The organism is Oscillospiraceae bacterium MB24-C1, assembly GCA_030913685.1.
In the GTDB taxonomy this organism is placed as follows: Bacteria; Bacillota; Clostridia; order Oscillospirales; family Ruminococcaceae; genus Yanshouia.
Genome location: CP133187.1, coordinates 520479 through 544090 on the forward strand (window position 1 = coordinate 520479; position 23612 = coordinate 544090).

The 23612-nt window shown below is 49.5% G+C and carries 20 protein-coding genes and 1 other annotated feature; of the genes, 8 read left to right on the forward strand and 12 right to left on the reverse strand.

Annotation, left to right across the window (positions count from 1 at the left end; all coding sequences use genetic code 11):
• The 7 genes from RBH76_02600 to hprK all read right to left on the reverse strand — a co-directional run bounded on the left by RBH76_02600 (window position 1) and on the right by hprK (window position 9138).
• Window positions 1-387 (reverse strand): hypothetical protein, encoded by a 387-nt coding sequence (locus tag RBH76_02600; GenBank protein WMJ84330.1) that lies wholly within the window; start codon window positions 385-387, stop codon window positions 1-3.
• A gap of 526 nt (window positions 388-913) precedes the next feature.
• Window positions 914-1882 carry an ATP-dependent 6-phosphofructokinase gene (locus tag RBH76_02605; GenBank protein WMJ85188.1) on the reverse strand — a complete coding sequence of 323 codons (969 nt, stop codon included), beginning with the start codon at window positions 1880-1882 and terminating at the stop codon, window positions 914-916.
• A 40-nt stretch (window positions 1883-1922) separates the two neighbouring features.
• Window positions 1923-5450: a DNA polymerase III subunit alpha gene (locus tag RBH76_02610; protein WMJ84331.1), complete on the reverse strand. Its 3528-nt coding sequence runs from the start codon at window positions 5448-5450 to the stop codon at window positions 1923-1925.
• The gene (whiA, locus tag RBH76_02615) at window positions 5450-6352 is read right to left on the reverse strand and encodes a DNA-binding protein WhiA (GenBank protein WMJ84332.1); all 903 of its coding nucleotides are present in this window, start codon (window positions 6350-6352) and stop codon (window positions 5450-5452) included. Before whiA ends, RBH76_02610 begins: the two co-directional genes overlap by 1 nt.
• Window positions 6353-6366: 14 nt before the next feature.
• Window positions 6367-7221, reverse strand: a complete 855-nt coding sequence (rapZ, locus tag RBH76_02620) for an RNase adapter RapZ (GenBank protein ID WMJ84333.1) — start codon at window positions 7219-7221, stop codon at window positions 6367-6369.
• Window positions 7222-7236: 15 nt separating this feature from the next.
• Window positions 7237-8142, reverse strand: a complete 906-nt coding sequence (gene murB / locus RBH76_02625) for a UDP-N-acetylmuramate dehydrogenase (protein ID WMJ84334.1) — start codon at window positions 8140-8142, stop codon at window positions 7237-7239.
• Window positions 8143-8166: 24 nt separating this feature from the next.
• Window positions 8167-9138, reverse strand: a complete 972-nt coding sequence (gene hprK / locus RBH76_02630) for an HPr(Ser) kinase/phosphatase (GenBank protein ID WMJ84335.1) — start codon at window positions 9136-9138, stop codon at window positions 8167-8169.
• A gap of 287 nt (window positions 9139-9425) precedes the next feature.
• Here hprK and RBH76_02635 point away from each other — a divergent pair, with 287 nt between their 5' ends.
• Window positions 9426-10595, forward strand: coding sequence for a glycosyltransferase (locus RBH76_02635; GenBank protein ID WMJ84336.1), 1170 nt, complete (start codon window positions 9426-9428; stop codon window positions 10593-10595).
• 123 nt (window positions 10596-10718) lie between these two features.
• On the opposite strand, the gene prfB is transcribed toward RBH76_02635, so the two are convergent.
• Window positions 10719-11846, reverse strand: a complete 1128-nt coding sequence (gene prfB, locus RBH76_02640; protein ID WMJ84337.1) for a peptide chain release factor 2 — start codon at window positions 11844-11846, stop codon at window positions 10719-10721.
• Between the two features lie 218 nt (window positions 11847-12064).
• On the opposite strand from prfB, the gene RBH76_02645 reads away from it, so the two are divergent.
• From RBH76_02645 to rpsR, 5 genes are all read left to right on the forward strand, one after another.
• Window positions 12065-13048, forward strand: coding sequence for an RING finger protein (locus RBH76_02645; protein ID WMJ84338.1), 984 nt, complete (start codon window positions 12065-12067; stop codon window positions 13046-13048).
• Window positions 13049-13090: 42 nt separating this feature from the next.
• Complete coding sequence (gene galU, locus RBH76_02650) at window positions 13091-13960, forward strand: UTP--glucose-1-phosphate uridylyltransferase GalU (GenBank protein ID WMJ84339.1); 870 nt, start codon at window positions 13091-13093, stop codon at window positions 13958-13960.
• Between the two features lie 146 nt (window positions 13961-14106).
• Window positions 14107-14406 carry a 30S ribosomal protein S6 gene (rpsF, locus tag RBH76_02655; protein WMJ84340.1) on the forward strand — a complete coding sequence of 100 codons (300 nt, stop codon included), beginning with the start codon at window positions 14107-14109 and terminating at the stop codon, window positions 14404-14406.
• Between the two features lie 12 nt (window positions 14407-14418).
• Window positions 14419-14853, forward strand: coding sequence for a single-stranded DNA-binding protein (locus RBH76_02660; protein WMJ84341.1), 435 nt, complete (start codon window positions 14419-14421; stop codon window positions 14851-14853).
• Between the two features lie 42 nt (window positions 14854-14895).
• Entirely contained in the window at window positions 14896-15150 is a 255-nt protein-coding gene (rpsR, locus tag RBH76_02665; GenBank protein ID WMJ84342.1) for a 30S ribosomal protein S18, read from the forward strand.
• A 90-nt stretch (window positions 15151-15240) separates the two neighbouring features.
• Here the strand turns inward: rpsR and RBH76_02670 are convergent, their stop codons facing one another.
• From RBH76_02670 to RBH76_02685, 4 genes are all read right to left on the reverse strand, one after another.
• Complete coding sequence (locus RBH76_02670) at window positions 15241-16515, reverse strand: folylpolyglutamate synthase/dihydrofolate synthase family protein (protein ID WMJ84343.1); 1275 nt, start codon at window positions 16513-16515, stop codon at window positions 15241-15243.
• Window positions 16516-16604: 89 nt separating this feature from the next.
• The gene (locus RBH76_02675) at window positions 16605-18254 is read right to left on the reverse strand and encodes a PASTA domain-containing protein (GenBank protein ID WMJ84344.1); all 1650 of its coding nucleotides are present in this window, start codon (window positions 18252-18254) and stop codon (window positions 16605-16607) included.
• A gap of 268 nt (window positions 18255-18522) precedes the next feature.
• Window positions 18523-18876, reverse strand: a complete 354-nt coding sequence (locus RBH76_02680; protein WMJ84345.1) for a type II toxin-antitoxin system PemK/MazF family toxin — start codon at window positions 18874-18876, stop codon at window positions 18523-18525.
• A gap of 259 nt (window positions 18877-19135) precedes the next feature.
• Complete coding sequence (locus tag RBH76_02685; GenBank protein ID WMJ84346.1) at window positions 19136-19627, reverse strand: hypothetical protein; 492 nt, start codon at window positions 19625-19627, stop codon at window positions 19136-19138.
• Window positions 19628-19867: 240 nt separating this feature from the next.
• Window positions 19868-20110 (forward strand) — a binding site (T-box leader).
• 68 nt (window positions 20111-20178) lie between these two features.
• Between RBH76_02685 and pheS the strand changes: the two genes are divergently transcribed.
• Together pheS and pheT are read left to right on the forward strand one after the other, a co-directional pair.
• Window positions 20179-21198, forward strand: coding sequence for a phenylalanine--tRNA ligase subunit alpha (gene pheS / locus RBH76_02690; protein ID WMJ84347.1), 1020 nt, complete (start codon window positions 20179-20181; stop codon window positions 21196-21198).
• A gap of 17 nt (window positions 21199-21215) precedes the next feature.
• Window positions 21216-23597, forward strand: a complete 2382-nt coding sequence (gene pheT / locus RBH76_02695) for a phenylalanine--tRNA ligase subunit beta (protein WMJ84348.1) — start codon at window positions 21216-21218, stop codon at window positions 23595-23597.
• Window positions 23598-23612: the final 15 nt, after the last annotated feature.

Here is a 23612-nt window from a genome sequence, read left to right on the forward strand (position 1 = left end):
CTACTTTCCCTCCAATGAAGATATCACGCCCCAGTCTGTGTAACCTTTCGCCTGCCAAAAACGTCGTGAGATTTCAAGATATTCGAGAAAGTCACTTCTGCCCAGGCGGCTTCTGGTGGCAACCTCTCTTATTGCGGATTTTCCATTAGCACACCTGATTAAAAAATCAGAGCAGAACACACACGAGGTTGCAACTGAGATGTTAGTCATATCAATTTCAGATGACCAGCTATTAAGTTGAACATTGGTTTCGAATTCAGTAATTGTGCTATCAGCTTCTAACTTTATCGCATACCGCTCTGATAAATCATCAAAGACTGGTAGCCACTTTTCTGATTTGTTGCTGTAGAAATTGATTACTTTACGCTTATTGGGTTGCTTGTACATGTCATACCCCCATGTTATTTAAATCTAAAAATACACTTCCCATGTTTGCTCCCAAGTGTGTTCCCATGTCTTCCCCGAGTCTTATTTGGCTTTTTTGGCTAAGACATGGGAAGCTATGATAATGAAAATTTGCATGATTACTAACTATTTAAATTCATATTTCAATAGTTTTAGCCTTTTGTCATCTGTTTTTAGCCTGAATATGAATTTAATATTATTATAATTTCAAATTCCCATGTATGGACCATTTATTTTATTTCCTACTCTATGTCTCGGGCAACAAATATTTGTAAAAAGGGCAAAGTTTTTTGTACAGGTATCAGTCAAATAGGGCTGACTAGAAAACAGGAACGACCATAGTATGGGCTGCGAAATAATGGCATAATCATCGCATTTTTAACGCAAAAAGCCCCTTGGAAAAGTCACTTAAAACTTCCCCAAGGAGCTTTATTTTTATTATTAAAGCTTACAAATAACTTTGCCTTTTCTACAAAAAATCTTTGCCCGAGCACAACACAGCTTAACTTCAGATGGAAATATCGTTGGCGACGCGATATAGATTCATATCTATGCCCTTGTGCATAGCAAGCGCCTCTTCAATGTCGATGTCCACGACCTTGCCCTGACGGTAGACTACTACGCGTTTTCCTGCGCCCTGCTCAATAAGCTCGACTGCGTGGTGCCCCATCACGCTGGCAATCACACGCTCCTTAGCGGTGGGAGTTCCGCCGCGCTGAACATGGCCCAACACAACTGCGTTGGTATCAATGCCAGTCAGCCGCTCAATCTGCTCGGCGATCTCCGGCGCACTTCCAACGCCTTCAGCCACCATAACAATGAAGTTCTGTTTTCCGGAACGCAACGTGCTGACCATTTTGGCCACCACATCCCGCTCGATGGAAAACTCAATCTCCGGCACCAGTATCGCTAACGCACCGCAGGCAATGCCCGCGTGTAACGCGATATGCCCCGCATGCCGCCCCATAACCTCGATGACCGAGCAACGATCGTGCGACTGTGAGGTGTCGCGCACGCGGTCGACCATCTGTACTACGGTATTGATGGCGGTATCAAAGCCTATTGTGTAATCTGAGGAGGAAATGTCGTTGTCGATGGTACCCGGAATTCCGATACAGGGTAATCCATGGCGGCACAGGTCAAGTGCACCGCGGAATGTGCCGTCGCCGCCGATGGTAACCAGAGTGCCAATACCGGCCTTTTTGCAGATTTCAACCGCCTTGATGATATTGCGTTCCTCTGAAAACTCAGGGCAGCGCGAAGAATAGAGCATTGTGCCGCCGCGCTGAAGAGTTTCGCTGACACTTCGCAAGTGCATATCTTCCATATCGTTGGCCAGCAACCCGGTATATCCACGCTTAATACCCACGACTGAAAATCCACGATTGATGCCCATGCGTACCACTGCGCGTATCGCGGCGTTCATGCCGGGGGCGTCTCCACCGCTGCTTAATATGCCGATTGCCTTTTTCCTCATCATAACAAATCCTCCCATACAATTGATATCAAACAGCAGTCTATTCAACTACCGCTATATTCTGTTCACCTAACTCTTCCTTCAGAACCCGCAGCAACACTTCGCACAGCGAAACCCACATACTGCGTGGCGCAAGGGTCAGCTGACGGCTTTCTGTAAAGTATACATAAACCGGCGTGTTCCCGTCAAATACCGCCATATATTTTTGTGCGCTGAGCCATTCGGGCGCGTCCGGCGTGAGAACCTTTAAATATAGCCCCGGCCTCGCCGCCCTATTGTGTTTTTTTTCCTCCGGCGGTCTAACTTTATTGGTATAAACGCCAGCCTGTTGAGAGACACTTCCCATTTCGTCCATCGGCCGAGCCTCCTCCAAAATCAGTTTGGGATCCTCGTCCTCGCGGTAAGAGAGCCTTCCGCTTAAAACCACCAATCGGTCGACATCGGTCAGCGCCGCATATTGCTCAAGCACCCGCGGAAAGACCAACGCCTCGATGCTGCCGGTAAGATCTTCAACAGTGAGGTAAGCCATCGTGTCGCCCTTTTTGGTGATACTCAGTTTTTTGGTATCTACCACTGCCGCAATACTGACCCTGGCATCGTCGTGCAATGCCTCAGTTCTATTCTCGGCGGAAGCGATGATATCGGAGACGCATGTCACCGGCAACGACGCAATTAAATCGCGATAAGCCAGTAATGGATGCCCCGAAACATAAAGTCCGATGATTTCCTTTTCCATCTTCAAAAGCTGCGAGGGTTCGTATTCCGGTTGTTGAGCAATCTGCTGGTTAGAATTATTTGCATCGGAAGAAAGGTTATCAAACAGGTTGACCTGTCCCGAAATATTAGCTTTATGTACCCGGTCGATGTCTTCCAAAAGCGCGTCACAGCCCGAGAGCAGCGCACGCCGCGACAGGCCAAATCCGTCGCAGGCGCCACATTTGATTAAACTTTCCAGACTTCTGCGGCGCAGATCGGAGCCGTAGAGACGGTTGCAAAAGTCGTAGATATCGGTGAATCGCCCGTCGGCTTCCCGCGCGTCGAGTATCGCGCGCACCACACCTCGTCCAAGGTTTTTGATAGCAAGCAACCCAAAGCGTATCCCCTGCTCGGCAGCAGAAAATTCCTCAAGGCTCTCGTTGACATCGGGGGGCAGGATGCGGATACCCAATCTGGCACACTCTCCGATATAAGACACAACCTTTGAAGTATTGTCCAATATGCTGGTCAGCAGCGCCGCCATATACTCCTTGGGATAATGACATTTCAGCCAAGCGGTCTGATACGAAATATAAGCGTAGGCCGCCGCGTGCGATTTGTTAAACGCGTAGGCAGCAAAAGCGCTCATCTCGTCAAATATGTCGCTGGCGATGCCCTCTGGAATACCATTGGCGATACAACCTGCACACTCAACCGTTCCATCGTCATTTTTCATGCCGTAGATGAAATGCTCGCGCTCCTTTTGCATGACAGAGGCTTTCTTTTTGCTCATGGCGCGGCGCACAAGATCGGCCCGCCCGTAAGAGAAACCCGCCAACTCACGGCAGATCTGCATGACCTGTTCCTGATAGACAATGCATCCATAGGTAACGTCTAGGATATTTTTAAGCTTGGGGTGTTTATAGGTCACCAGCTCCGGCTTATGCCGGTTCTGAATATAACGAGGAATTGATTCCATCGGACCGGGGCGATAGAGCGAGATAACTGCGATCAAATCCTCCATGTGTTCGGGGCGCAACTGCATCAGCACCTGTCGCATACCGGACGATTCAAACTGGAATACGCCCTCGGTATGCCCCTTTGAGAACATGGCATAGACCGCAGCATCATCAAGCGAAATATCATCAGCAGAAAAACCGGGGGTTGTTTTGCGTATCATACTTTCACTGTCGGCGATAACCGTGAGGTTTCGCAGCCCCAGAAAATCCATCTTAAGAAGACCCAGTTCCTCAAGCGTTCCCATCGGAAACTGCGTCACAATCGCATCCTCCCCACTCTGTAAAGGCACATACCTTTCCACGGGCTCTTTGGAGATTACGACACCCGCTGCGTGGGTTGAGGCGTGGCGTGGCATACCCTCAAGACTCATGGCCACGTCGATTAAATCGTGTGCGGCGGAGTCTTCGTCATACAGGCGCTTAAAGTCCTTTGAGGAGGTCAGCGCCTTAGAAAGCGTAATACCCAATTCGGCGGGCACCAGCTTAGCTACAACGTCCACCTGCTGATAGCTCATACCCAATGCACGGCCGCTGTCTCTGATTGCGGCGCGTGCCGCCATGGTGCCGAAGGTGATGATCTGCGCCACATGGTCGGCCCCGTAGCGCCGGACGACATATTCAATAACCTCCGGCCTGCGGACATAGCAGAAATCGATATCAAAGTCCGGCATACTGACACGCTCAGGATTTAAAAAGCGTTCAAAAATCAAGTGATATTTCATCGGGTCGATGCCGGTGATGCCGATGCAGTACGCCGCTAGGCTGCCCGCACCTGAGCCTCTGCCTGGGCCAACCGGAATGCCCTGTGATTTAGCATAAGCGATGAAATCATGTACGATGAGGTAATAATCAACATACCCCATCTTTTCGATAACCGAAAGCTCGTATTCTAGCCGGTCTACAACCTCCTGCGAAGGATTCTCACCATAGTAACGACGCAGCCCCTCATAGCAGCTCGTGCGAAAATATTCACGGTTTTCCCGACCGTCCGGCACTGTAAAGCTCGGGAGCTTTAGTTCTCCAAATGTAAAATCCACATTGCAACGCTCGGCAATTTTCAGGGTCGTATCCATCGCATCCTCAAAGCCGGGCAGTGCTTTTTGCATCTCGTCGCGAGTCTTAACAAAAAATTCGTCGGTGGAAAACTCCATGCTGGAATTGTCGACGGTGGTATTGGTCTGAATGCAGGTCAACACATGCTGCATGCGGCTGTCCTCGCGGCGGATATAATGCGCATCGTTAGTCGCGACAATGCCCACCTCAAGCTCGTTGGCTAAACGGCGCAGCATTGGCAAAATGCGCTGTTGCTCAGTAATGCCATGGTTCTGCACCTCGATATAATAGTTCTCTCGACCAAAAATTTCAATGTGTTTTTCTGCGGCCTGTTTAGCACCATCGTAGTCTCCCGCCATCAGAAGGCGGGGAATCTGTCCTGACAGGCAGGCAGAGAGGGCGATTAACCCCTCGGATTTCTGCGCCAACAGCGCCATATCGACGCGCGGCTTAGTATAAAAGCCCTCAATACAACCGTGCGACACCAACGAAATCAGGTTCTGATAGCCCGTCATGTTTTTGCACAACAGAACCAAATGATGGGGCGAAGAGTCGATGCGGTGTACTTTATCCTGCATGCTTCGCGGCGCGACATATACCTCGCACCCGATGATGGGCTTGACCCCCACGGCCTTCGCCTTCTTGTAAAAGTCGATGACGCCGTACATTACGCCGTGGTCAGTGATAGCAACGGCGGACTGGCCAATTTTTTTAGCGTACTCAAGAACTCTGTCTATGCGGCAGGCACCGTCGAGCAAGCTGTATTCAGTATGCAGATGCAGGTGGACGAAATCATTCATCAAACCACCTCCTCTTGGTTTCGCAGCTGTTGGGCAGCCTGTGCAATCTGATTAAAGCGGTGGTTAATTCCTGAGCGAGATAGCCCTGACAGCTTTGAAAGTTCAGAAAGCGACGCCTCGGTATTCTCTTCCCGCAACCGGGCTACCGCCATTGTCTGTGGGGGCAGCGTTTCCAGCAGGTTATGCGTGCGCAAAAGCTGAATATCGGACAGCTGCTTCTCTGCCGCCTTAAACAGCTTTCCAGCGTTCGCGGCATCGCAGTTGGCCGCTCGGTTGGCGCGGTTGCGCAGGTCTTTATATATTTTTGTTTCCATCAATTCCAGCGAACAGCGGGTGGCACCGATCATGGTTAGAAGATCCTCAATCTGCTCACTCTCTTTAAAATAAAGCACCGTCTGCCCACGGCGTACCGTTGATTTTGGCGGATAGCCGACAATTGCCAGCTGCTCAAACAGCATGTCCGCCAGCGAGTCGTCAGGCGGCAGAAGCTCTAAATGATAACTTTTGGAAGGTTCGCTGACAGTGCCACAGGCCATAAAGGCTCCGCAGAAAAATTTTGCGAAATTTTCTTCCGACATCAGTTCCCGATTAAAAAGATCTTCACTGTGATCAAAACTGCGCAGTAACCGCGTAGCATCTTGCGGGCGGTTTAATTCCACGGTATAAAGCAAAGCACCGCGTGGCGCTTTCTGCTCTGAAAAGGCCGCATGTACGCCGATAGCGTCCTTGATTGCAAAACCATAGAGCTTTGATACGGTCAGATGCTCGGTAGAAATGGAAACACCCTGACTATCAAACTTTTTGCCCATTAAAAGCAGACCGTAGCAAAAAGCCCTGTATTGTGGGCTTTTTGACGGTCGAGAAAGATATATTTCTTCTTTGACACGCGCTGCATAAGACAAGCTGCGTCACCTCATCAACGTTCGTAATCGCGGTGCAAAACCAAAAGTAAATCGTGGCTTTCTTTTAGGCGTTCTCCGACCCGCTCGGCGAACGAAACTGAGCGGTGACGGCCGCCGGTGCAACCGAACGCAATCACAAGACTGCTTTTGCCCTCTCGCACATAGAGCGGCAATGAATAATCGATCATATCATTATAACGGGCCATCAGCCCGTTGGATTCTTCAAAACTAAAAACATAGTCGCTCACCCGCTTATCACAGCCGGTGAGCGGACGCAGTTCCTGTATATAATGCGGGTTGGGCAGGCATCGCACGTCCAGTACAATGTCAGCATCCGCCGGAATGCCATATTTAAAGCCGAATGACATGACGGTAATAGCCATGGCGTTACTACTTTTGGAAAAAAACAGCGACACAATGCGCTCTTTTAACTGTGCGGTAGAAAGCGTTGAAGTATCAACCAGATAATCGGCGCACTCACGCAATGGGCTCATGGCTTTACGCTCAAGCATGATGGCTTCCTGTAAAACCTTGACCGAATCGTCCATCAGCGGGTGCTTGCGGCGCGTCTCTTTAAAACGCCGAATCAAAACCTCGTCGGCAGCATCCAGATAGAGAGTGCGTACATTATAACCCTTATCGGTAAACATTTTCTTTGTTTCGCTAAAACCATCAAAATAGCAACAGCTGCGGATATCCACCACAACGGCATATTTGTCATGCCGGGCAGATGTTTGGCACAATGTAATAAACTGCTCTAAAAGCTCAGCCGGGATATTGTCAATACAAAAATAACCGATATCCTCCAGAGCATGTACAGCCTGCGACTTTCCAGCACCCGAAAGGCCGGTAATAATTAAAAAATCCATGTTGGTATCCTCTTTTTATGCAAGGTATTTAATCTCGGGCTCTAGCAGTACGCCAGTACGTCGACAGACTTCGTTTTTGACAGCCTCCAAAAGTGCCAGCACATCGCGGCAGGTGGCACCGCCGGTGTTGATGACAAATCCTGAATGCTTGGTGCTGACCTGCGCACCACCAACCGAGAAGCCCTTTAAGCCGCATTCTTCTATCAGCGCAGCAGCATAAGCGCCTGAAGGGCGCTTAAACGCGCTGCCTGCGCTTGGGAATTCCAGCGGTTGCTTGGTAACACGCCGTGCCATGATGTCTTTCATGCGTGTGTCAATCGCCTCGGGCGTGTCGGGGTTCAATTCAAAGTCGGCTGAACAAACAATCTGCCCTTCCTTTTGAAAACGGCTGCTGCGGTAAGCAAATCCCGCCTGTTCAGCCGGTATGGTGAGAAAGCAGTCCATCTTATCAAGTACACGGGCTGAGACCACTACATCCTTCATTTCGCCGCCGTAGGCACCCGCATTCATGTATACCGCGCCGCCGACGCTACCCGGAATTCCATAGGCAAACTCCAAACCGCCAAGGCCTTGCCGCTGCGCAAAACGGCAAAGCTGCAAGAGCGTCACGCCTGCCTGGGCCGAAAGTGTATTACCTTTGCGGGTAATGCTGCTCATCGGCTGCGAAAAGGCGATCACCGCCCCACGCAGACCCTCATCTGCCACCAGCAGGTTTGAACCGTTGCCTATGACATACACCGGAATGGATGCCGCATGGCAAAGAGAAAGCGCTTGCATCGCCTGCGCCTCGCTCGCGGGCGTAATAAAAATCTCGGCCGGACCCCCTATATGAAAAGAAGTGTGCCGGCGCATCGGCTCTTCGCACAAAAATAAACATCCCGCTTGCCCAAGCTTTACTTTCAGGTTTTCTGTTTGCGACATCGGTTGGGTTTCCTCCTAAAAGCGTTATTGCCAATAGCTGTTTATCGCGATCTTTTCCACCGGAGGCAGTTCATCCTCCGGCATGCCAAGGCTGCGCATCAAGTCGTGCGGCGCACTGTAGCCCAGCTTTTTAAGCCGAAGATTCATGGTGGCCGCTTCAATAATGACCGACAAATTCCGGCCCGGCTTAACTGGAATAGTCACGCAGGGTATCTTGATTCCCAAAATATCCATAACTTGATTTTCAAAGCCCAAACGATCGTAGGGCGTTTCTTCATTCCATGGCTCAAGCTGTACTATGAGCAGTATTTTCTCGGCGATCTTAACGGCGCGCATGCCGAACATTCGCTGCGCATTTATAACACCTATGCCACGCAGCTCCATAAAATGCCGGATATTATCTGGAGAGGTTCCGACCAGTGCCTTGCTGGACACCTTTCGGATTTCGACGGCGTCATCCGCCACCAGACGGTGCCCACGCACTATCAGCTCAACAGCCACCTCACTTTTACCAACGCCACTTTCACCCAAAATAAGCACACCATCGCCAAATAGTTCCATGAGCACGCCATGACGGGTGATGCGCGGAGCAAGGTCGATATTCAACTGAGATATCAGCGAGGACATAAACGAACAAGTGTTCTCGTCGGTGCGCAACAACGGAATCTGCGCATGCTTGGCCGCATCAATCAGCGGCGGGCACACTTCCAGACTGCGGGTAATGATAACCACGGGTGGTTTCATGGAAAAAAGGCGTTCAAGACGCGCTGCCGCCACCGATTTTTCAAGGGTGTGCAGATAACTCATCTCGGTTTTGCCCAGAATCTGAACCCTGTGGCTGTCAAACACCTCAAAATAGCCCGCCATCTGGAGGCCGGGACGATTGACCTCGGAACTGGAAATATTAATTTGGTCGGCAGGTATGGGGAGATAAATTGTCTCCAGCTTAAATTCATCAATTAGCTTAGAGAGCGCTATGTGAAATTTTGTCGACATGCCTATCAGCACCTTATCATTTAACTTTTTACACTATGGGTTCATTATACAAGAAGATTGGTTATTTTTCAAACCTATTGTCCGTTTTAAAAACACTTTTGCGGTTTTCTTTTTATAAACTTAATGGTATAATAGCCGCGAAACTACTATTTTCCATTTTAATGTTAACGCTTGGCCCAAAGCTCGGCCGTCGCTCTTCAAAAAACGTCGCTTTTGCAGCGCATTGCGTTTTTAAAAAACGGACAATCCGCCTGATTGCAGACAAAAAATTATCCGGAGGAAACGTTGTGAGAATTGCTATTTTTGTGGAGACCTATCTCCCCTATCTCAACGGCGTCGTTACGCACGTTAAAATTTTACGTGAGGGCTTGGTGCATAACGGGCACGAGGTTTTGATTGTCACCGCCGATAAAAACGTGCGCGAACATGTCATTCAGGACGGTGTCCTGCGCTGCCCCGCACTGGAAGTCAAAAAGATTTACGGCTATGGGATTTCAAGCCCGTTGAGCATCACACTTAAAAAGAAGATTCGGGAGTTCAATCCTGATATCATCCATATTCAGCAGGAATTCGGCATCGGTTTGGCGGGCATACGCGCCGCGCGAGCGCTCAATGTACCGCTGGTTTATACGCTGCACACCATGTACGATGATTATCTTTACTATATCGCCCCGCGGCCCCTCACCGACATGGTGCGGCGCATTTCCCACAATTACATACGCTTTATCTCACGCCGTGCCGACATCGTAACCGGCCCCTCGAAAAAGTGCGTTGATTATCTGGCAAACGCTGGCGTTCACCGAAAGGTTTACGTCATCCCCAACTCGGTCGAGCTTGAAAACTATACCGAAGACGCCACTACGCCGGAACAGCGCGCTGCCATACGCCAAAAGTATTCGATACCCGAAAACGCCTTTGTCGCCTGCTTCTGCGGGCGCATCGGTAAAGAAAAAGGCGTCGATAATCTCATTCGACTCTGGAAGGAACAAATCGACCCCGAGAGTAATTCTTACCTAATGATTATTGGCAACGGCCCCGCGCGCGAAGAATTGGAGCAGCTGACAATCAGTCTTGGCATCAATGAGCGCGTTATTTTTACCGGCGCGGTGGCGCACGAGGATATTCCGCCTTATTATGCCTGCTGCAACGCCTATGCAACCGCCTCGCTTTCCGAGATGTACTCCATCTCCATGCTGGAAGCACAGGCTTCCGGCCTACCTGTGGTACAAAGGCTCGACCCTGACAATATTGACCAGATCAAGGTGGGTGTAAACGGTTTTCTATTTGAAAGTGCCGAGGAGTTTGGTCAGATCATGAAAAGACTGCACGACCTGACCCCTCAGGAGCACAAGGCGCTGAGCGACTCGGTACGCGAATCAGTCAGAGAGCGCAGCAGCGATAGCATCGCAAAATATCTGCTGGAGCTTTATCAAAAGGCCATCAACAAGCATGCTTGAGTGATGTGTTTTCTGATTTGTTTTTTAAAGAATTTAATTAATACATACTACGTTTTATTTTTTGCCTAATAAGATTAACAGCGCTGTCTCATGTATTGAGACAGCGCTGTGCGGTTCATACTGTTATTCAGATTGTTGTTCAAGCGCACCTAAACTAGCCGCCTTGAGATAGGCATTGATAAAGCCGTCGATATCACCATCCATAACGGCATTGATATTGCCCGACTCAAATCCTGTGCGGTGATCCTTAGCCAGTGTATAGGGCATGAACACATAGGAGCGTATCTGGCTGCCCCATGCAATTTCTTTCTGCACACCTTTGATGTCTTCAATGTGCTCTAAATGCTCGCGCTCCTTGATTTCTACCAGTTTGGAACGCAACATCTTCATCGCCATATCTCGGTTTTGGTGCTGGCTACGCTCATTCTGGCAGGCGACCACCACCCCGGTGGGAATATGCGTGATTCTGACCGCCGACGAGGTCTTATTGACGTGCTGTCCACCTGCACCACTCGCACGATAGACGTCGGTGCGAAGATCTTCGGGGCGGATATCCACTTCGATGGTGTCGTCAATTTCAGGCATAACTTCCAGCGAGGCAAACGAAGTGTGCCGCCGGCCGGAGGAATCAAACGGAGAGATGCGCACCAGGCGGTGCACCCCACCCTCCGACTTTAAATAGCCGTAGGCATTAAGGCCTTCTATGATGATACTGGCGCTTTTTAACCCTGCCTCATCCCCGTCGAGATAATCGACAATCTTATAAGCAAAGCCGTGGCGCTCGGCCCATCGGGTATACATGCGATAAAGCATCTGCGCCCAATCCTGTGCCTCTGTACCACCTGCGCCCGCGTGAAAGGTCATAATCGCATTTTTGTCATCATAGTCGCCAGTTAGCAGCGTAGAGAGTTTCATTTCATCAAGCTTGGTAAGAAAATTTTCGCTGAGCGCTTCAATTTCCTGCAGGACGCTTTCATCGTTTTCCTCCTGCGCAATCTCAATGAGCGTCATAGCGTCCTCGTATTGGATGGTCAGCGCATCATATTCCTCTATGCGGTTTTTAAGCTGCTTTGTACGTGAAAGTACCTGTTGAGAATTGGTTAAATCGTCCCAAAAGCCCGGTTCAGCCGCCTTCATTTCCAGCTCAGCTACCTGATCACCCAGTCTTTTGTAGTTTATCGCCTCCGCCAAATCTAAAAGCTCAGGCTTTCGGGCGGAAAGTGCCAATCGCATTTCTTCGAGCTGAAGCATGTTATCCATCCTTTATTCAATATCGTTTGTTATTATACGGAAAAAGGCGGTTGTTGTAAAGGGTAGAAAAGCAACGCGCCGAAAGGTTTATTCACAAATTATCAATTGTGATTTCATCGCCCCTACGCTATAATAGAAATATTAACATTAAAGTGAAAATGTAGTCATGGGCATTCGGCATCGCCCAGGCTGCTTTATCCCGAATGGAGGGTTCTAATTTGAGCCGATACACCGGTCTTTTATGCGAAAGCTGCAAAAAAGCTTTTACCGACGACGATGATATTGTCGTCTGCCCCGATTGCGGCGCCCCACACCACAGAAACTGCTATGAGTCACAAGGCCATTGTGAGCTGCAGGATAAGCACAGCGATAAGTTTGTGTGGCAGGCACATAGGCCTGACGCCGAAAACGAACAGAACCAAGCCCCTTCGAAGATTTGCCCAAACTGCAATGCGGCAAACCCATCGCAAGGGCGATATTGTCAGATGTGCGGCTCGCCGCTTGAAAATGCTGGTAACGCCTCGTCATATACTGCAAACGCTCATGGCCAATATAACAACAGCACGCAAGATTATCGCGCACAGCCTGATTCCGGTTTTAACTATAACAGCAACACCACTTTTGAACACTGGGATATCAACGGTATCAGTTCGCAAGAAATCTCGGCCTATACCGGCAGCGGGTCTTATTATTTTTTACGGCAATTTAAATTGATTCTGCGCACGCAGTTTAACATGAGCTGGAACTGGAGCGCTCTGATCTTTAACTATTTTTATTTCTTTTATCGAAAAATGTACAAGGTCGGTTTTGCGTTACTGGGGTTTTATATAGTCTCGAGTATTCCGACATTGCTTTGCTACTTCGAGCCGACGGATGCGACAATCTCGATGATGGGTGTCACAATTGCATACAATTCTCATCTGGCCACCAAGCTAGCGCCCCTAATGATGATTTTAGATACTATGCGTCTGTTTTTAAGAATTTGGTGTACCGTTTTTGCAAATAAACTTTATCTAAAAAATACGTTGCAAAATATCAGAAATTTTAAAAATGAATCCGGCATTTCGGAGGGAACCCCTGAATATTACAGCGGTCTTTATTATCACGGCAGACCCAATCGCCTTGCAGCCATTTTGATTGGCTTTGGTTTGTTCACCGTTTACAGCGTTTTAATGAATTTTTTTACCTGGAGCATGGTTTGATGGCAAAACCATTTTACTACTGCAATAAAGTGAGGAATTGACATGAAAATTACAAAGGCTGTTATTCCCGCCGCGGGTCTGGGAACCCGCGTACTGCCCGCTTCAAAGGCCATTCCAAAAGAAATGCTGCCCATTGTGGACAAGCCCGCCATCCAGTATATTGTAGAAGAGGCTGTCGCCGCCGGCATCACTGATATTCTGATTATTACCGGGCGTGGTAAGGGTGCCATTGAAGATCATTTTGACCGTGCACCCGAACTGGAAGATCGGTTGCTCAAGGGTGGTAAAACCGCACTTTATGATGAGTGTATTAAATCCTCAAACCTTGCTAATATTCAATATGTTCGTCAGAAAGAGACAAAGGGTCTAGGGCATGCCGTCCTGTGCGCTAAAAGCTTCGTTGGTAATGACCCGTTTGTCGTGATGTACGGTGACGACGTCATTCTGGGCGAAAAACCTGCCACCGCTGAGCTTTGCGCCGTTTACGAGGAAACCGGACGCTGTGTGCTGGGCGTGAAAGATGTCCCCTTATCGGAAATGCATAAATATGGTTCAATTAAATTTTCCTATGACGATGCACAAAATATGATCGTTTCTGATATGAACGAAAAACCCAAGCCCGGCGAAGCGCTTTCGTCCTACGCCATTTTGGGCCGTGTGGTTCTTACACCTGAGATTTTCCCGGTGTTAGAGCAGACTGAGCCCGGCGCAGGCGGTGAAATTCAGCTAACCGATGCCATGAAAGTACTGGCGCATCGAGACAGAATGGCCGCGAAGGCGTATTCTGGCACGCGTTATGACATGGGTAACAAGCTCGGTATTATCGAGGCTACCCTTGCTGCCGGTCTTTCACGCGACGACCTAAAAGATGACCTAAAAGCGCTGTTGACCAGCATTGTCGCCAAATTTTAATTATTAAAAATTTTGAGCACCTGAAAGTTTTTATTGACAAGCATCACATATGCTGTTATATTTTATCTGTTATGCTTTAGTCAAAAAGCAGAATCCTTGTCTTGCACAGCAGTGTAAGACCTTACGTCCAGAAGGAGGTGTACAAAATGGCAAAGATTACCGCGAACTATGAGACTGTTGCAATCTTCAACGTTCAGTCCGGCGAGGAGGGTATCGCTGCACTGGTTGAGAAATTCAAGTCTCTGATCAGTGCAAACGGAACCATCACCAACGTCGAAGAATGGGGCAAGCGCAGACTTGCATACCCCGTTAACGATGAAACAGAAGGTTACTACCTGTTTGTAGAGTTCAACTGCGCGCCCGATTTCCCCGCTGAGCTCGATCGTGTCTACAAAATTACCGACGGCGTGTTGCGTTCCCTGATTGTCGTCAAGAGCGAGGACTAAGGAGGAACCGCCATGTATAACAAGGCAATTTTGATCGGTCGTCTCGTGGCAGATCCCGAGATGCGCACCACCCCGAACGGTGTCAACGTTGCGAGTCTCCGCATTGCGGTAGACCGCGCTTACACCTCCAAGGGTGCCGAAAAAAAAGCGGATTTCATCAATATTGTTTGCTGGCGTCAGCAGGCCGAATTTGTCAGCCGTTACTTTTCTAAGGGAAAAGCTATTGGCATTGAGGGCTCTATTCAGACCCGAGACTATACCGACAAAGAAGGAAACAAACGCTACGCCTTTGAAGTTGTTGCCGATCGCGTATTCTTTGTGGAATCAAAGAACGCTTCAGGTGGTACACCCGCCGCTGCTCCTGCTGTAAACGAGGGTGTTTCTTACGCCAGCGGCTCGGCCGGAGATTTCCAGGTGGTAGACAACGACGATGATCTCCCGTTTTAATTGAATGTTCTACAAAACAAGTAGTAAAGGAGTTGAAAAGATATGGCTTTCGATAGAAGCGACCGCGATTCTAGACCGCGCGGCAGAAAAGGCAGAAAGAAAGTTTGTGCTTTTTGCGTAGATAAAATCCATGATATTGATTACAAGGACGTCCCCCGTCTGAGAAGATATCTTTCTGATCGTGGAAAGATTGTTCCCCGCCGTGTAACCGGCACCTGCGCGCGTCATCAGCGCCAGCTGACCATCGCGATTAAGCGCGCAAGACATCTGGCTTTCCTGCCCTATGTCAGCGACTGATTAATATGTTTAAAGCCTGCGGTATTTTACCGCAGGCTTTTTTGTCGTTATTTTAAATATTTTATAGACTAACATAGCGCATGAAACAATTTAACCATTAAAACCAAAACAGGCTCTGATCTCTCCCACCGAATAAAGCGAGCCATAGGCGCAAATCACGTCCAAAGGCTTGGACTGCGCCAGAATTTTGGCAACACCCTCCGCGATCGTTGTGCAGGGTTCTGCCGTGACGCCATAGTCCCGCTGTAACAGTTTCGAAAGTTCCTGTGCCGCCATGGCACGCGGACTGGGCGGCGTAATAGTGACAATATGCTTCGCTATCGACAGCGCCGGCTCAATAATGCCGCGATAATTCTTATCGGTCAACACACCGAGCAAAAAGCATATTTTTTGGTTGGGAAATAGCTCACGCAATGTCGCTTCGACTGCGCCGGCGCACTGCGGATTATGCCCGCCATCCACAAAAAAGTCGGGTGATCTTTGCAGCAGCTCAAATCGGCCCGGCCAGCGGGTATTTTTGAGTCCCTCGCCCACCGCCTGTTGGGATACAGCAAAGCCTTTTTGCCGCAAAACTTGAATAATGGATAGTACAGTGGATACATTTTGCAGCTGATGCGCCCCTAATAGCGGCAGATGATAGATTTCATCCCCGCGGTATAGTAGCTGTTGACCATCCGACCCCTGGGACAACCGATGGACACAACTTTTTTCCGCCACAAAAAGCGGCACTTGCCGTTCGCGGCATATATCGGCAATCACACCGATAATATTCTCCGGCTGGTCGCTGATGACCGCCGTCGTCCCGGGTTTGATGATGCCCGCTTTTTCCGCTGCAATTTTCTCGACGGTATCGCCCAAAATCGCGGTGTGTTCCAACCCGATGGCTGTTATGGCTGCCACCAGTGGCGACTTAATAATATTGGTCGCGTCCATTCTGCCGCCAAGGCCAACCTCCAGCACCACAATATCACAATGCCGTTCAGCGAAATAGGTGAACGTAATTGCGCTCACCAGCTCAAATTCTGTGGGACGCTCCTGCATTTTCTTTGCACACGCCAGAACTTTTTCAGTCACGACAACCAGGTCATCGTCCGGAATCGAAGCCCCGTTAATTCTGATACGCTCGTTAAACCGGGTAATGTAGGGTGACGTACACAAACCTGTTACATAACCCGCCTGCTGTAAAACGGAAGCAGTCATGGCAGCAACAGAACCCTTGCCGTTACTGCCCGCAATGTGTACAAAATTAAGCGTATCTTGTGGGTTGCCTAAAAGCTGCATTAGCTCGCCTATCCGTTTTAAACCTGGAATACTTTTTTCCCAAGGCGTTTGGTGTATAGCCGCCAGTGCTTGTTCATAGGTCATTTGCACGCACTCCATCCATTGTCAGCCTAAAGCAGTCATTAATGTTGAAACTAATCTCATAAGCAAAGATAATCCACTGCGGTATCCGCTTAATCCTCATCGTCGGTCGAACTGCCGGAAGTCCGGCTGTTCGGTGGCCAGTAAGTTTCAGTCCGAGGCGGCACCGAGTATACATACTCCTCGTCCCAAGAAGAAGACGACTCCTCTTCTTCTGGCTGCTCCACAACCTGCGCCACGTAAATAATAACAGTATCGGTATTGCGGTATACAATGTTGCCCGCAGGAATACTTGTATTGAGTACTGTACCGTCTTCGGCGTCCTGATGCTCTTCATCCGGCTCAATGAGCTCGACGGTGTAGCTGATTTCCGAATGATTAAGCTCCACAGTGGCCTCGGCCAGTGTTTTGCCCTGTACATTCGGCATTGGAATCAGTTCACTGCCTTTGCTAACCCAAAGATAAATCTGCGCCGAATCACCCGGATCTTCGCCCGATTTGGGCTGTTGGGCAACAATGGCCCCAGCTGGCTGGCTTTCAGAGAATATCCGCTCTATTTGGAAGGTAAACAGCCGCTGATACAATGGGTCTAGCAATACCTTTTGCACATCTGTTCCCACAAGGTTGGGCACAACAATTTCAGTCTGTGAAGGCTCTAAATCCTCCTGTGACGGCTCTTCTTCCGCGGGCTGGGAACTAGAGGCCAACGGTTGAAAATAGGTATCAACCAGACGATAAGCCAGTGCCAGCGAGAATATTGCCACCAATGAAATAAGCGCCAGTGCCAGTAAAAGCGGACGGACATTGCTACCCCTCGGGGCCGGTACCATCAATTCATCGGTACGCTTTTGTATTGGCAACGGTAGTTGATAGGTCATCGTACCCTGACCAGGTGCGACCAACAGTGCGCACCAGAATTCCTCAACCGTGCGATAACGGCTGCGTAAATCGACGGTCAGCGCCTGCACCAGCGCGTCGGAAACGTTTTGGGGTATCTCCGGCACCAGGTCAATCGGCACCGCCAGCGCGCGGCCTTTGCCACGCTGCCGCCATTCGACAGGCGTAATACCAGTCAGGGCGCGATAGCAAACCGAGGCCAGGGAATAAACGTCGCTCCAACTGCCCTGCCAGCTGTTTGAAGAATACTGCTCCGGTGCGCTGTAACCAAAATATAGCGTAGAATCAATCTCACTTTCAGCGGTGCGGGCCGCCGGAATGCAAAAACCTGATAATATTAACGCACCATCAGCATTCACTAACAATGTCTCGGGCGAGATGCCCCGGTGATAAACACCGTCGGCATGTAGGCGCCCAAGCAGCTTAATAATCGGCGTTATCATAAATTTAAGCTGGTTCCAACTTAGGGCATGCCCGCGACGTGCCATATAATCATCAAAAGTCTCGTTCTCGGAATATTTCTCGATGGCGTATACCGTATTATTACGCCAGATGATCTCGATTGGACGCAGGATCGGAAAATCGCTGGGTAACTGCATCAGGTAGTTACAAAGCTCTTCATAATCTGAAGAAAGCGATTTATATTGAACCTCGCAGCTCGGCAGTACTTCAGCTCTGCCAGCAGCGTCACGCTGCATAATCGTTTCGGCAAAAAACTCTTTAATCGTAACCAGCTGACCAGAAACGATATCCCGCCCAAGGTAGATTATCGTTTCGCCGCAGGTTGAAACTTGCCGCGTGATTTCATAACGTTCGTCCAACTTGCGCCTAATCGTCTGCTCCATCGCTTTGCCTCCCCTCTTATACTGTTCTGTAAAAAGGCAGACAAAATTTACGAAGAATTTGCCCCAAAGTCCAATGACAAAACGTAGTGGGACAAAAAATCAACCGTAAAGATGTCCGCTTTTGGCAGGATAAAACATATTAAAACACTTTGATTATCATACACGTTTTTGGGCTTTCTTGCAACTGTGAGAGACAGAAAACAGCGCCGCTAGTAGCAGCGCTGTTTTCTCTGAGCATTTGTAAATATCCAAGGGGCAGTGTATGTAGCTACCCCTGAACACCGAGGCCAAAGCTAACCTGTAAAGCATGATTAATCTGGTTCATAGAATTGTCATCCAACCTTCCCATACGTTCTTTTAATCTTCTCTTATCAATAGTTCGAATCTGTTCCAATAACACAATCGAGTCGCGTGAAAGCCCGCAAGACTGTGAAGATAGCTCGATATGGGTCGGTAGCTTCGATTTGTCCTTTTGGCTGGTGATAGCCGCTGCGATGACGGTGGGACTGTACCGGTTCCCTACATCGTTTTGAACGATGAGCACCGGCCTGACACCGCCTTGCTCAGAGCCGATCACAGGACTTAGATCGGCGTAAAAAATATCTCCGCGTTTTACCGTCATGGTCATCACACTCCGTCCGATGTTTTGCAGTAATATTCTGACCGACGGCGTTAAGTTTTAATCAGATATACCACAATTATCATCAGGCAATATTCACCTGTTACATTCTATGCACAGGTTTGGGGTATTGCGCCCCCTCATACTAAGGTTTGATTAAGATAAAAAATGAGGATGTTTTTGGAGTATCAGAAAGGGCTACAAGTCGATTGTCGCCCCGTCAATTAAAGATTCTTAGCTGGAAAACACTATCTCAAACCAGTTAATTTAAAAATGCAAAGTCTGAAAAGTTGATATAGCCGCGTTCCAGCGTCAAATCAATAAAAGTTCCGTCGCTTTTATTGCAGCGCAAGATCGCTGTGCCCGCTTTTAAAATCAAATCCTCGCCATTGGCTGAAGCTTCTGCGTGTGGCAGCATGATAAACGCCTGCTCCAATGATGATAACAGAGAACCTGAAAGTAACGACTCCTTAGGTGCAGTAAATGACAGTTCACCTTGCTCAACGCCATAGCCCCCATCGCCGTAATAAAATATCAGCGGCTCAGTAAGCGTTTCACTGTTAATTGTTACGGTGAGGATGCCATCATTCCCCTTCCTAATAAAGCCTCGGTAGTCTTCATCACACCATTTAACCGAAATATTGGATTCAAAAGCCCGGTTTAAAAGCTTTTCCGGCCGCTCGGCCCGGATACCGCAGGCTGTTAGCAGCAACACCGCACACCCTATGTAAAAAAAACACGCCATCTTCTTCATAGTAACCCCTCCTACTGACAATGATATTATAACTTTAAGCATATCATCCCCAATAATGATGCTATCCATTAAAAAGCAAACAAAATATTGTAAAGTAAATCCTATCGCATGGCCAAGGGCGGGTACGGTTGTCATTCACCGATCTCGATGCACCTAAAATATTTGAAATATCAATCAAAAGAAATGCCCAAAGGCCTTGCAACCTGCAGAAACCTATGATAAACTAATTTAATAAATAGTAATAACGCGTTGACGGAGAAAGTATGTCCGCTATAAGTGCCCCAGAGAGATCGGTTCACCGGCTGAAAGACCGATTGCGCAAAGGCTGACTGAAGTTCCCTCCCGAGCGGCACTGCTGAAGTTTTGATAGTAGGTGGTGACGGGTTTACCCCACGTTATCGGGGGACAAAGTGTTCGTCGAGTTTACGGCGAAAAACCGGGTGGTACCGCGGAAGCAGATTTTCTAATCCTTTCGTCCCTTTTTTGGGGACGGGAGGATTTTTCTTTTCCCGCAGACAAGAATCGGTAATAATAATTTATGAGGTGATCGTATGAACGAAGCAATCAGTCGCATCATCACGCAGGCGGAACAGGAATTGCTAAACGCCGAAAGCCTGCCTACCCTTGACGCGGTTCGTGTCAAATATTTGGGCAAAAAGGGCGAACTGACCGCCATTTTGAAGGGCATGGGCGCACTGACCCCCGAGGAGCGCAAGGAGGTCGGTCAAGCCGCCAATGACGCACGTACAGTCATTGAAGCAGCGTTGGGCAAAAAGCTAGCCGAACTCAAGGATGCGCAACTCAATGCAAAGCTAGCGGGTGAAGTCATTGACGTAACCATGCCAGGCAGCCACGCACCGTTGGGCAAGCGCCACCCCCTGAATCTCGTACTGGATGAGATCAAGGAGATCTTTCTCGGCATGGGCTTTGACGTAGTCGAAGGCCCCGAAGTAGAGACCGACTATTATAACTTTGAGGCACTTAACATCCCCAAGGAACACCCTGCGCGCGACACGCAGGACACGTTTTATATCTCCGACGAGGTTGTACTCCGAACCCAGACCTCGCCCGTGCAGATCCGCACGATGGAGCAGCGCAAACCGCCGATACGCATTATTGCGCCCGGTAAGGTTTACCGCTCCGACGCGGTAGACGCCACCCATTCCCCGCTGTTTCATCAGATTGAGGGCATGGTCATCGACAAGAACATTACGATGTCCGACTTAAAGGGTACGCTAGACACCTTTGCAAAGCGCCTGTACGGCGAGGATACCGTCACGCGTTTTCGTCCGCATCACTTCCCTTTCACCGAACCCTCGGCTGAAATGGACATCATGTGCTTTAACTGCCACGGTGAGGGCTGCCGTCTTTGCAAGGGCGAAGGCTGGATTGAGCTGCTCGGCTGCGGTATGATACACCCCAAGGTGCTGCAAAACGGCGGCATTGACCCCGAGGAATACAGCGGCTTTGCGCTGGGCATGGGATTAGATCGCGTGACAATGAGACGCTATAACATCGACGACCTGCGGCTTCTTTTTGAGAATGACCTGCGGTTCCTCGGCCAGTTTTAAGGGAGGCGAAATAAAGAATGGATCTTTCAATGAGATGGCTTGGCGACTACGTTACGCTAGACGAAATGCCCCCCCGGACATTCTCTGAAGCAATGACCATGTCCGGCTCCAAGGTAGAAGGATATACCAAAGAAGGCGAAGATATTGAAAACGTCGTGGTTGGCAAAATTCTTTCGATTGTGCCGCACGGCAATTCCGACCACATGGTAATCTGTCAGGTGGATGTCGGCAGCAAGACAGTGCAGATTGTCACGGGCGCTTCCAACCTCAAGGTGGGGGATGTCATCCCTGCGGCGCTCGACGGCGCAACCCTGCCCGGCGGGCACAAGATCACCACCACCAAGCTACGCGGGGAATTGAGCGAGGGTATGCTCTGTTCGCTTGCCGAGTTGGGGCTGACCAAAAATGACTTTCCTAACGCGATAGAGGATGGTATCTTTGTTATTGACCAGCCCTGCAAGCTCGGCGAAGATATACGCACAGCGTTAGGTCTAAACGATACCATTGTGGAGTTTGAAATCACCTCCAACCGCCCGGACTGCCTTTCGGTGATCGGTCTGGCACGCGAGGCGGCTGTCACCTTCGGTAAACCGCTGACCGTCAAAGCGCCGGTCGTGGCTAAGGGCAGCAACGACATCAATGATATGCTCGCGGTTGAGGTCAAAAACCCCGTCCTTTGTCCGCGTTATGTTGCTAAAGCGATCACCAACGTCAAAATCGGCCCCTCCCCTCTGTGGATGCGCGAGCGACTGCGTGCCTCGGGTGTGCGGCCCATCAATAATATTGTCGATATCACTAACTATGTCATGCTGGAATATGGTCAGCCGATGCACGCTTTTGACATCAACTGCGTCGTAGGAAAAAAACTGGTTATCCGCAACGCCGAGCCCGGCGAAATGCTGATGACGCTTGACGGCACTGAACGTTCTCTCTCGCCTGAAATGCTGGTCATCGCCGACGCAGAGAAGCCCTCCGCAGTTGCAGGCGTTATGGGCGGCGAAAACTCTGGCATTCATGAAGATACTGTCACTGTCGTGTTCGAATCTGCCAATTTCCTCGGTAGTTCGGTTCGCACCACCGCCAAAAAGCTCGGCATGAGAACTGAGGCTTCCTCCCGCTTTGAAAAAGGGTTGGACCCCACCGTTTGCCTGACCGCTGCCGACCGCGCCTGCGAGCTGGCCATTTTGCTCGGTGCCGGCGAACCGGTCAACGGCGCAATTGATGTGGATAACTCCGCAAAAACCACAACCGTTATCAAGCTGGAAGCGGATTGGATTAATCGCTTCCTTGGTATTTTAGTCCCTCGCGATGAAATGGTTAAGACGCTTGAAGCAATCGGTTGCACTGTAAAGGGGGATGACATTACAGCCCCTTCCTGGCGTGCTGACCTTGAACACAAGGCCGATATTGCCGAAGAAATTGCCCGTTTTTACGGTTATAACAAAATTCCTACCACCTCAATTCAGGGCGGTGTTTATGGTGTTGTAACCGAAGCGCAAAAGCTTGAGAGCCGTGCCGTCAACACGCTGTTGGCGCAGGGCATGAGCGAAATTTGCACCTATACCTTTGTTTCTCCCAAAGCGTTTGATTTGGTGCGCCTGCCAGGGAATAGCCCGCTACGCCGCGCCGTTAAAATTTTGAACCCATTGGGTGAGGATACCAGTGTTATGCGCACCGTCGTTTATCCGTCGATGATGGAAGTGCTCGCGCGTAACTACAATAACCGCAACGAATCGGCTGCGCTTTTTGAAATCGCCAAAGAGTTCCTCCCGAAGGAAAGCGCCAACACACTACCTGATGAAAACAAGATGTTCGCTCTTGGCATGTACGGTCCCAATTACGACTATTTCTCGCTTAAAGGCATTGTTGAAGTGCTGCTTGAGGTGTTTGGCATCTCGGACTACGATGTCACCGCCGTTACTGATAATCCCACCTTCCACCCCGGGCGCTGCGCAGCGATAACCAAGGATGGCCGCCTGATAGGTACCATCGGCGAGGTACACCCCTCCGTCTGCACCAACTACGACATGGGCGTGCGCGCCTATATGGGCCGCATTGATCTTGCGGTGCTGTTTGCACTTTCTGATGTCGCTGACCGCACCTATCATCCACTTCCTCGCTTCCCTGCTTCCACTCGTGATATTGCGCTGCTATGTGATGACGCACTGCCGGTACTAACCATCGAAAAGGCCATCAAGGCCCAGATTGGCGATATTTTGGAATCGGTTCTACTGTTTGACCATTATAAGGGCGCGCAAATTCCCGAGGGCAAGAAGAGCCTGGCATTCGCTATTTCGATGCGTGCCGCCGATCGTACCCTGACCGATGCCGAAGTAAATGTGGCTATGGAACGCGCATTAAACGCTGTTTCTGCGCTGGGCGCACAGCTTCGTGCATAAATTTCGCTTGTATTC

Coding starts and splice junctions, on each gene's coding strand:
- rpsR (WMJ84342.1), top strand. CDS start 14,896: ATGGCTTTCGATAGAAGCGACCGCGATTCTAGACCGCGCGGCAGAAAA.
- hprK (WMJ84335.1), bottom strand. CDS start 9,138: ATGTCGACAAAATTTCACATAGCGCTCTCTAAGCTAATTGATGAATTT.
- rpsF (WMJ84340.1), top strand. CDS start 14,107: ATGGCAAAGATTACCGCGAACTATGAGACTGTTGCAATCTTCAACGTT.
- RBH76_02680 (WMJ84345.1), bottom strand. CDS start 18,876: ATGACGGTAAAACGCGGAGATATTTTTTACGCCGATCTAAGTCCTGTG.
- RBH76_02685 (WMJ84346.1), bottom strand. CDS start 19,627: ATGAAGAAGATGGCGTGTTTTTTTTACATAGGGTGTGCGGTGTTGCTG.
- RBH76_02675 (WMJ84344.1), bottom strand. CDS start 18,254: ATGGAGCAGACGATTAGGCGCAAGTTGGACGAACGTTATGAAATCACG.
- prfB (WMJ84337.1), bottom strand. CDS start 11,846: ATGCTTCAGCTCGAAGAAATGCGATTGGCACTTTCCGCCCGAAAGCCT.
- RBH76_02600 (WMJ84330.1), bottom strand. CDS start 387: ATGTACAAGCAACCCAATAAGCGTAAAGTAATCAATTTCTACAGCAAC.
- pheS (WMJ84347.1), top strand. CDS start 20,179: ATGAACGAAGCAATCAGTCGCATCATCACGCAGGCGGAACAGGAATTG.
- pheT (WMJ84348.1), top strand. CDS start 21,216: ATGGATCTTTCAATGAGATGGCTTGGCGACTACGTTACGCTAGACGAA.
- rapZ (WMJ84333.1), bottom strand. CDS start 7,221: ATGGATTTTTTAATTATTACCGGCCTTTCGGGTGCTGGAAAGTCGCAG.
- RBH76_02610 (WMJ84331.1), bottom strand. CDS start 5,450: ATGAATGATTTCGTCCACCTGCATCTGCATACTGAATACAGCTTGCTC.
- murB (WMJ84334.1), bottom strand. CDS start 8,142: ATGTCGCAAACAGAAAACCTGAAAGTAAAGCTTGGGCAAGCGGGATGT.
- RBH76_02670 (WMJ84343.1), bottom strand. CDS start 16,515: ATGACCTATGAACAAGCACTGGCGGCTATACACCAAACGCCTTGGGAA.
- RBH76_02660 (WMJ84341.1), top strand. CDS start 14,419: ATGTATAACAAGGCAATTTTGATCGGTCGTCTCGTGGCAGATCCCGAG.
- RBH76_02605 (WMJ85188.1), bottom strand. CDS start 1,882: ATGAGGAAAAAGGCAATCGGCATATTAAGCAGCGGTGGAGACGCCCCC.
- galU (WMJ84339.1), top strand. CDS start 13,091: ATGAAAATTACAAAGGCTGTTATTCCCGCCGCGGGTCTGGGAACCCGC.